We start from the raw sequence: 7,424 nt of genomic DNA, 5'->3' as shown, positions 1-7,424 counted from the left end.
CCTAATACCTAAAACCCCCGATAGCTTCGCTGTCGGGGGTTTTTTATTTCTGCCTTTATGGTCACTAGCGACCGATTAATTCAATAACGCCGCCAACAATGCTGTGCAGCAAACTGAATTGTTCATCGGTGCGCGCAATATACTCGTCCAGAACCCCTCCCTGCCATGTGACAAGCCAAACCAGTGCCACCAAACCCGCAATGGATAAGCCGCCGAGCCAGCGCATTTGCCGTTGTTGCTGGTCTAACTTCTGAACCTGTTGTAGCTGACATTCGGTAAAGGCAGCGCGCAACTCACGGATTTCTTCCTCCAGCTCTTCATAGGCAATTTCCAGCGTGGACAGGCGCCCGGTCATGCCCCGGGAGTTCTGTTCCGTTGCTTCCAACCCGTGATGTCCTCCTTCCTCAACGGCCAGGCGGATGGCTTCACTTTGTTCCTGATCAGGCACGTTAGACAGAATGATATCCAGAGTTCGCATCAGCTGGTCCCGGTCAACCTGCTTGCGAATGACGCCGGCAGCACCGAGGGCTCTGGCTTCCTGTAGGTAACGCTCTGCGTTCTGGGAGGTATACATGAATACCGGGATGTCCCGGGTCTCCGGCTGTTGCTTGAGTCTCTCCAGTGCCTGAAAGCCATTCATGCCCGGGAGGAGATGATCAAGGAAGATAAGGTCGAAATGTTCCTGCTGAAGCAGGGGAAAGGCCTGCTCCGCAGTGGCAACCCCTTTGGTGGAGATATCCGCTCGTTCAAGCAGCCGGGACAACAGAATACGGGCCGTTGACGAGTCTTCGATGATCAGTGCGTGCCCTCGCGGCATGAGAGAGCTCCTCCCTGGAAGTGACAGACGTTGTTACGCCGTGATGAATCAGTCTGAAAGACTCGGGCACTATAAGTGCAGCTCAGAAAATATGCAGTGGGTAGGCGGGCCCGGGTTCCGTTTTTGAGACTCCCATTTCATTTTTGCGTCAGGGCAGCCAGATTTCGAATACACCCCCACCCAGGCTGCCGCCGTTGTGCAGTTTGATGGAGCCGGTTCGCTCGCCTTCGCTATGCAGTGCGGCCACAGACGAGGCGAAGAACAGCCCCAGGCTGGTACTGCCGGTATTGAAGTCCAGCGACTTGAAACTCAGGGTACCAGTATGTTGCATGCTTTCCGGGTAGCCCTGGCCATCATCTTCAACCCCCAGCACCAGATAACCGTCTTCTTCGCGCGCAATAAGCCGTATCTGGCTTTTGGTATAACGGATGGCGTTGTTGATGGTGTTGTTGAGTACGCCGGTCAACAGGTCCTCGTCGAAAAAGCCATTGATGTCATCTGCGGCAATTGAATATTTGAGCCCGAGTCCCTGCAACAAAGGGATGTGCCTGGCGAGGTGCTCCTCCAGGAAATCTGGCACAAAATGCTCGTCAATGTGCGCAGAGAGATTGTTTTCTCCCAGGCGATAGATACCCAGTAACTGAACCAGATCGTTATGCATACGCTCGGCTTCGTACTGGAGCATGTTGAATTTGTCGGAGCCAGCAAGGGATTGCTCATGTTCACCACGAAGTTCGTCGAGGCTGTTCAGTAACATGCCGAGCGAGTTTTTCATGTCGTGCACGGCAGAGGCCAGCACCATCGAAAAGTCGATGTTTGGGTCGGTCATGCGGTCAGTCCTTTCAGTTTTCGGGTGAGGGCCAGGTATCGACGGTGTTGACGATGCTGCTCTGGCAGCTTGCTCAGACGGTCCAGGCGCTGTTGGCAGGCAGCCAGTAACGCAGGCTCCGGGTTCTGGTCATATTGCTTCATCAACACCTGAACCAGGTTCAGGTTCAGGGCGGCATGGTCCGGAACGATCTCCAGGGCTTTGTTGAAGGCTTCCACTGCAGCGTCGAGGTCGCCTGCCTCAAACGCTTTGATGCCATCCCGGTTCATGCTGCGTGCTTCCAGTTTCTGACGGAAGCCAACGGGCTCGTCCAGGAGGTTTTCAATTTTCTGCAAGGTGTCGGGGTCGTTATCAAATCGTGAGGCCAGATCGCCGAGGATTCTCTTGGCCTGATCTTCCCGGCCCATCCGGAACAGGGTTTTTGCGAAATCCAGCCCCATATCGGCCGGGAGTTCCTCCAGGCTCTCGAGCTCCGAGCTGACCGCGGTAAGAATCTTTTCGGCCTCCCGGTGGCGGCCTTGTCCGGCATGGAGACGGCACTGCACGATCCGGCTTTTGAGTCCGATGGTTTCATCGTTGTCGAAGCGTTTCTCCATTTTCGTAAGCACAGAGAGGGCTTCTGACGAGCGCGCCGCGCCTTCTTCGTCCAGATCGCCCTCGCTCAGATCGGACAGGCTCTGGGCGAGCGACAGGTAATGCTCTGCATTGTCGTGTATGGAATAGGTGCCCAGAGACACCGTCTGTCGCCACGCCTGGGAGGCGGTGTCAATATCCTGGTTTGCGCCGGCCAGTTCAGCGAGATGCTTCTGGCGGAGCAGAGCGTTGGGGGAATGTTCAGCCGCTTTCTCAAGAACCTGTTGGGCCTGGGCCGATCGTCCCTGTTTCTGAAGGCCTTCGGCCAGCAGGTCGTAGGCTTCCATATAGTCCGGGTGTTTTTCAATCAGAGCCTTGAGGCCGTCGACGGCCTGATCAAAGTTCCGGTTGGCCAGCAACACCTTGCACCGGCCTAGCCGGGCCCAGGACAGCTCCCGCTGATTCAGAACATCATCGTAGACTTTCTGGGCGTGGGCCAGGTCGCCGACCATGAAGTAGAGTTCTCCGAGTGTCTTCATCAGCCAGGTTTTGTAGCGCGGCTGTTTGGGCAGGGTTTGCAGGCAAAGACTGATGGCTTCCGGGTAGTTTTCCCGATCGATCTCCCGGGTGATGGGGAGCAGGGCATTGCGCTGTTTGATCAGGCTGCCCAGACGTTGCTCCAGCATGGCACGGTTAATGGGCTTTGTCAGATAGCCGTCAGGCTGATATTCCCGTGCCCCCATGACCATTTCCTTGGAGGTTTCCGCGGTTACCATCAGGAACAGCGATGAGCGTTTGAGGAGTTTCTTGTGCCTCAGCTCTTCCAGTACGTGCTGGCCGTTTTTGCCTTCCCCCAGGTTGTAATCGCACAGCACGACATCGACGTGATTGTAGGTACAGTACTGGATGGCGGGCGTGGCGTGAGCAACCAGTTCAATCTTGTCGGCACCACAACTGCGGAGCATCTGCCGCATGGATAGCCGAAAGTTCTCGAAATCGTCGACAACAAGAAAAGTAAGCTTGCCAAACGGATTTACTGCGTCTTTCCGGTCGGATGGATTCATGACCGCTTCTGTTTAAGTAGTTTGTTTACGAGTGCTCGCAGGGCTGCAGGCTTCACTGGCTTGTACAGTACCTGGTAGCCCCGGTTGCCTGCGTCGTCACGTACCTCCGGCGCCATATAGCCGGTAATGAGGATGCCGGGAATGTCGCTTCCCCGATGTTCCCTTATGCTGTCCATGGCATCCAGTCCATTGCGGTTATCATCCAGCTGATAATCAGCCAGTATAATATCGGGCCTGCGTGCGTCCAGTTTGTCCAGGGCATCATCCAGGCTTTCGGCGGCAGTGACATCACACTGCCAGTTGCCCAGCAACGCGACCATGCCTTGCAGAATGGCTGCGTCATTGTCGATGCACAGAACGTGAAGGCCCCCGAGATTGGAGACCCGCCTTGAACTGCTGCCGCTTTTCTGGGAATCCAGCCGGCTTTGATCGGCCGGGGCGACCGGAACCGTGATCCCGAATACGCTGCCTTTGCCCTGGATGGAGTGCACGGTGACGGGGTGATTCAGCATGCCGCTGATACGATCAACAATGGCCAGGCCAAGCCCCAGCCCCTTCTTGTCGCGACCATGCTGGAATCGGCGGAACTCCTCGAAGATGTGATTAAGCTGGTCATCCGACATGCCCGGGCCGGTATCCCAGACTTCAATGCGAAGATAGCCTTTGAGGCGTCGGCAGCCCATCAGGATCTTGCCGCTTGCAGTGTAGCGGATGGCATTGGACAGGAAGTTCTGTACCACACGACGCAGAAGTTTCGCATCGGAACGGACCCAGGCGGTACTGGGGACTACATGCAGTTCCAGCCCCTGATCCTTGGCGATGGCTGAAAACTCGGTGGCCAGATGCCGAAGCAGCTCGTTGACCGGAAACACGCCGATATCCGGCTCAAGTGCCCCGGCATCAAGCTTTGAAATGTCCAGCAGTGTACTGATGATCTCCTCAGCCGCGCCCAGCGAGCTGTCGATGTGGTCTACCAGATCCCGGGTTTCGCCCTCGTTCACTTTGCCGGACAACGCGGAGGTAAAGAGTCTTGCTGCGTTCAGGGGTTGCAGCAGGTCGTGGCTTGCAGAGGCAAGGAAGCGGGTTTTACTCTGGTTTGCCTGCTCGGCTACCGACTTGGCCTTGAGCATCTGCTCATTGATCACCTGCAGTTCCTGGGTACGCTCCCGGACCCTTTGCTCCAGATAGATGTTGGTTTCCTTCAGGGCCTGCTCGGTCCTGCGCATGGCGGTAATGTCCTGGAATGTGGTGACATAGCCGCCGCCTGGAATCGGACTGCCATCCACCCGGACGACCGTGCCGTCGGGGCGCTGACGCTCGTAAGACATGGGTTTGCCTTCACGCATGCTGTTACAGCGGTTCTCGACGATGTCGTCAATTCGACGGGCAGACAGGTTGGCGTTGGTGAGGTTATAGCGCATCAGGTCTTCAACCGGCCGGCCAACCCGGACAAAGCCCTTGGGATAGTTGAACAGCTCGAGATAGCGATGGTTCCAGACGACAAGTTGCTGCTGATGGTTGACCACGGACACGCCCAGGCTGATGTTCTCGATGGCAGACTGCAGTAATTCCCGGCTGAAGGTCATGGCCTGGGAGGCTTCATCGACAATGCTGACCACGTCCTCAATCTGCATATCGCGGCCAGTCAGGGTCGACTCCAGAACCACGCGGGCGGTGGAGGCTCCAATCACCGATGCCAGCTGGCGCTCTATGTACTTCATCAGGTGGGTGGAAGCTGGCCGCTGAGGATAGAGCCGGATGGCATTACGTCGTTCGTAGTTCCTGAAAATGCTTTCGGAACGTTCTTCCCCCATGAACCGGTCGGTCAGGGCCTGCAGGTCGGAGGTAAGAATCTCACCCTGCCAGCTCTGGTGCTGGGCATTCTCGGCTTTGGGCTGCGCATCGTGGAAGAACGCGGCAATCTGAATCTTCTCCCGAATACGTTGCCGGGTAATCAGGGAGAGCAGAATATAGGCCCCGGTGTTTACCCCCAGACTCCAAAGAATGCCATGGCTAATCTGATCCAGGTCGGAACCGAACAGGGCTGTTGGTCGGGTCCAGTTCCAGCCAAACAGGCCGTGCTCAATCAGGGTATCCGCAACCCACCCGGTGGATACCAGCGCGGGCAACAGCAAGGTGTAACACCACATCAGGAAGCCCAGCCCAAGGCCCCAGGCAGCTCCGGTGAAGTTACCCTGGCGCCAGAGAATACCGCCTACGAGCGCGGGACCAAACTGGGCCGCTGCGGCAAAGGACAGTAAGCCAAACGCCGTCAGGCTGTAGTCTTCGCCAGCCATGCGGTAGAAGCCGTAGGCGGTCAGCAGTACTACAAAGATGGCAACCCGCCGGATCGTCAGCAGCAGGAAGCTGAGATCAGTTCGTCGGTTCATGCCTGGTCGGAAGAACTTGAGCAGGCCTGGCATGATGATTTCATTACTCACCATGGTGGCTATGGCGACGGAACAGACAATCACCATGGCGGCCGCCGCTGATCCACCGCCCAGAAACGCCAGTACGGCAAGCCAGTGTTCCCCTGCCATGATCGGCAGTTGCAGGATGACGATGTCCGGATCGCTGCCCGCCAGGTGAGTGCTCAACAGTCCGGCTGCGGCAATGGGAATGACGAATGCGCTGGCGATGATCAGATAGATCGGCATCGCCCAGCGAGCGACCTCAAAATCCCGGTGATCGGTGTTCTCCACCACCATCACGTGAAATTGCCGTGGCAGGCAGATGATGGCCAGCATGGCAACCAGCGTCTGTGTGAGGAACGCAGGGGCTTCCAGCGACTCTGTGGTAAGCGTGCCCATCAGGTCAGCTTCGCGGACTCGGGTAAACAGGTCCCCGAAGCCATCGTACAGCCCGTAGCCAACAAACAGCCCCACCGCCACAAAGGCGATGAGCTTGATCAGTGATTCAAAGGCAACGGCCTGGATCATGCCCCGATGATGTTCTGTGGACTCCAGGTGCCGGGTTCCGAACAGCACGGTAAAGACCGCCAGAGCCAGGGTGATGTACCAGGCAGAGTCGTTCCAGGCCGCTGTACTCAATTCCTGATAACTGTCACCGGTGCCCGAGAGGACATTAAACCCCAGGGCAATGGCTTTGAGCTGAAGGGCAATGTAGGGAACGCTGCCGATCAGGGCAAAGATGGCCACCATGGCCGCCAGCACCTGGGATTTGCCGTAACGCGAGGCAATAAAGTCGGCAATGGAGGTGCTGTTGTTGCGTTTACTGATGTAGATGATGCGCCGGAGCAGCGGCGCAAAGAAAATGAATACCAGTAACGGGCCCAGGTAGATGGGGAGAAATGCCAGACCTTCCTGGGTGGCCCGACCAACTGCGCCATAGAAGGTCCATGACGTGAAATAGACGGCCAGGGACAAACCGTAAATATGGGTTCTGGCCAGACGGCGCTTGTAGAGCCCCGGGTGCCGGTCACCTGCCCAGGCGATCAGGAACAGCAGTGAAATGTAAGTGATCGATATAAGGACAAGCAGCCAGGCGCTAATCATGGGGTCTTGTTATCCGCTCCTGTGGTCTCAGCTTCTGCAAATGATGGTATAGAGTGGATCGTCGCTCTCCAGCAACTTCATGTTATCTACTCTCGGCGCCCCGTCGGAACCCAGTGGTACCAGCTCCCGGCTGCCACAGTTAATGAGATGAATCCGGTGCGAAACCGCATCGGTGACCGTCTGCTCGAAACGGTAAAGGGTGAAGCGAACAATGTTCTGATCACCGGTATCACGGCTGATACTTTCCTTGTCGACCGCAGAGAATGAGGTCACGTAGGGAAACACAAAGGTCCAGGGGCGAAAGAAAATTCTCTCCTGTTCGGTGGCCACAACCACAGCTTCTTCCGGCAGCATGGCTCGTTTGTGGTCATACCAGGTGTATTCTCCATAGATCAGATAACCCAGCATGCCCGCACCGGCAAAGACCGGAATCAGCCACTTCGGGGCTTTTTTGGCGGTGGCCGCGCGAATACCCATGGCGATGCCAGCGGCACCAAGACCGCAAAAAACGGTGGCTACAAATGTCCAGAACATACAACGGTTTCCTCAAAAAAGAACGGGCTCCCTCACTGAGGAAGCCCGTTCGGTTTCAACCTGTCATCAGGTGCGATGAATCAGATTGTCTT

The 7,424-nt window shown here is 56.6% G+C and carries 5 protein-coding genes; all 5 read right to left on the bottom strand.

Annotation, left to right across the window (positions count from 1 at the left end):
* Positions 1–64: 64 nt before the first annotated feature.
* The 5 genes from Q675_RS30005 to Q675_RS29985 all read right to left on the bottom strand — a co-directional run bounded on the left by Q675_RS30005 (position 65) and on the right by Q675_RS29985 (position 7,332).
* A complete protein-coding gene (locus tag Q675_RS30005; RefSeq protein WP_014421941.1) occupies positions 65–817 on the bottom strand; it encodes a response regulator in 753 nt (250 codons plus the stop codon).
* 148 nt (positions 818–965) lie between these two features.
* A complete protein-coding gene (locus Q675_RS30000; protein WP_014421940.1) occupies positions 966–1,646 on the bottom strand; it encodes a sensor histidine kinase in 681 nt (226 codons plus the stop codon).
* Positions 1,643–3,283, bottom strand: a complete 1,641-nt coding sequence (locus Q675_RS29995) for a tetratricopeptide repeat protein (RefSeq protein WP_023011388.1) — start codon at positions 3,281–3,283, stop codon at positions 1,643–1,645. Before Q675_RS29995 ends, Q675_RS30000 begins: the two co-directional genes overlap by 4 nt.
* The gene (locus tag Q675_RS29990; protein WP_023011387.1) at positions 3,280–6,798 is read right to left on the bottom strand and encodes a PAS domain-containing hybrid sensor histidine kinase/response regulator; all 3,519 of its coding nucleotides are present in this window, start codon (positions 6,796–6,798) and stop codon (positions 3,280–3,282) included. The genes Q675_RS29995 and Q675_RS29990 overlap by 4 nt, the downstream gene beginning before the upstream one ends.
* Positions 6,799–6,825: 27 nt before the next feature.
* Positions 6,826–7,332, bottom strand: coding sequence for a hypothetical protein (locus Q675_RS29985; RefSeq protein ID WP_014421937.1), 507 nt, complete (start codon positions 7,330–7,332; stop codon positions 6,826–6,828).
* Positions 7,333–7,424 lie beyond the last annotated feature (92 nt).

The organism is Marinobacter sp. EN3, assembly GCF_000475315.1.
GTDB lineage: Bacteria > Pseudomonadota > Gammaproteobacteria > Pseudomonadales > Oleiphilaceae > Marinobacter > Marinobacter nauticus.
Note: the sequence above shows the minus strand (reverse complement) of the source record. Positions and strands in the feature narration are given on the sequence as shown.

Excerpts from the sequence above, each read along its gene's own strand:
- Q675_RS30005 (WP_014421941.1), bottom strand. The coding sequence starts at position 817 with ATGCCGCGAGGGCACGCACTGATCATCGAAGACTCGTCAACGGCCCGT.
- Q675_RS30000 (WP_014421940.1), bottom strand. The coding sequence starts at position 1,646 with ATGACCGACCCAAACATCGACTTTTCGATGGTGCTGGCCTCTGCCGTG.
- Q675_RS29995 (WP_023011388.1), bottom strand. The coding sequence starts at position 3,283 with ATGAATCCATCCGACCGGAAAGACGCAGTAAATCCGTTTGGCAAGCTT.
- Q675_RS29990 (WP_023011387.1), bottom strand. The coding sequence starts at position 6,798 with ATGATTAGCGCCTGGCTGCTTGTCCTTATATCGATCACTTACATTTCA.
- Q675_RS29985 (WP_014421937.1), bottom strand. The coding sequence starts at position 7,332 with ATGTTCTGGACATTTGTAGCCACCGTTTTTTGCGGTCTTGGTGCCGCT.